The 1,697-nt window shown below is 60.3% G+C and carries 2 pseudogenes; both read left to right on the top strand.

Annotation, left to right across the window (positions count from 1 at the left end):
• Positions 1 to 586 (top strand): annotated as a pseudogene (locus FTE26_RS09440) (RHS element protein); the annotation flags it as partial.
• A 1-nt stretch (position 587) separates the two neighbouring features.
• A pseudogene (rhsB, locus tag FTE26_RS09435) lies at positions 588 to 1,697 on the top strand (rhs element protein RhsB); the annotation flags it as partial.

Below are 1,697 nucleotides of genomic sequence, written 5' to 3'. Positions count from 1 at the left end.
TCTGTCTGCCGTGTGGCTGACGCACGACCCGGAATACCCGGAGAATTTACCTGCCGCGCCGCTGGTGCGCTATGGCTGGACGCCGCGCGGCGAACTGGCGGCAGTGTATGACCGCAGCAATACACAGGTGCGCAGCTTTACTTACGATGATAAATACCGGGGCCGGATGGTGGCGCACCGTCACACGAGCCGACCGGAAATCCGTTACCGTTACGACAGCGACGGGCGGGTGACAGAACAGCTAAACCCGGCAGGCTTAAGCTACACGTATCAGTATGAGAAAGACCACATCACCATCACCGACAGCCTGAACCGCCGTGAAGTGCTGCACACGCAGGGCGAAGCCGGGCTGAAGCGGGTGGTGAAAAAGGAACACGCGGACGGCAGCGTCACGCAGAGTCAGTTTGACGCCGTGGGCAGGCTCAGGACACAGACGGATGCCGCAGGCCGGACAACAGAATACAGCCCGGATGTGGTGACGGGCCTCATCACGCGCATCACCACGCCGGATGGCAGGGCATCGGCGTTTTACTATAACCACCACAGCCAGTTAACGTCAGCCACCGGGCCTGACGGGCTGGAAATAGCAGGGCGAAGCCGGGCTGAAGCGGGTGGTGAAAAAGGAACACGCGGACGGCAGCGTCACGCAGAGTCAGTTTGACGCCGTGGGCAGGCTCAGGGCACAGACGGATGCCGCAGGCAGGACAACAGAGTACAGCCCGGATGTGGTGACGGGCCTCATCACGCGCATAACCACGCCGGATGGCAGGGCATCGGCGTTTTACTATAACCACCACAACCAGTTAACGTCAGCCACCGGGCCTGACGGGCTGGAATTGCGCCGGGAATATGATGAATTGGGCCGTCTGATTCAGGAAACTGCCCCTGACGGCGATATCACCCGCTACCGTTATGATAATCCACACAGTGACTTACCCTGCGCAACGGAAGATGCCACCGGCAGCCGGAAAACCATGACGTGGAGCCGTTACGGTCAGTTGCTGAGCTTCACCGACTGTTCCGGTTATGTAACCCGTTATGACCATGACCGCTTCGGGCAGATGACGGCGGTGCACCGCGAGGAAGGGCTGAGTCAGTACCGCGCATACGACAGCCGTGGACAGTTAATTGCCGTGAAAGACACGCAGGGCCATGAAACGCGGTATGAATACAACATCGCCGGTGACCTGACCGCCGTCATTGCCCCGGACGGCAGCAGAAACGGGACACAGTACGATGCGTGGGGAAAGGCCGTCCGTACCACGCAGGGCGGGCTGACGCGCAGTATGGAATACGATGCTGCCGGACGGGTCATCCGCCTGACCAGTGAAAACGGCAGCCACACCACCTTCCGTTACGATGTACTCGACCGGCTGATACAGGAAACCGGCTTTGACGGCCGCACACAGCGTTATCACCACGACCTGACCGGCAAACTTATCCGCAGCGAGGATGAGGGTCTGGTCACCCACTGGCACTATGACGAAGCAGACCGCCTCACGCACCGCACCGTGAAGGGTGAAACCGCAGAGCGGTGGCAGTATGACGAACGTGGCTGGCTGACAGACATCAGCCATATCAGCGAAGGGCACCGGGTGGCGGTGTATTACGGATATGATGAGAAAGGCCGGCTGACCGGTGAGCGTCAGACGGTGCATCACCCGCAGACGGAAGCACTGCTCTGGCAGCATGAGACC

This window comes from Escherichia sp. S10b, assembly GCF_028421345.1.
GTDB lineage: Bacteria > Pseudomonadota > Gammaproteobacteria > Enterobacterales > Enterobacteriaceae > ECMA0423.
This window is presented reverse-complemented; position numbering and strand designations above follow the sequence as displayed.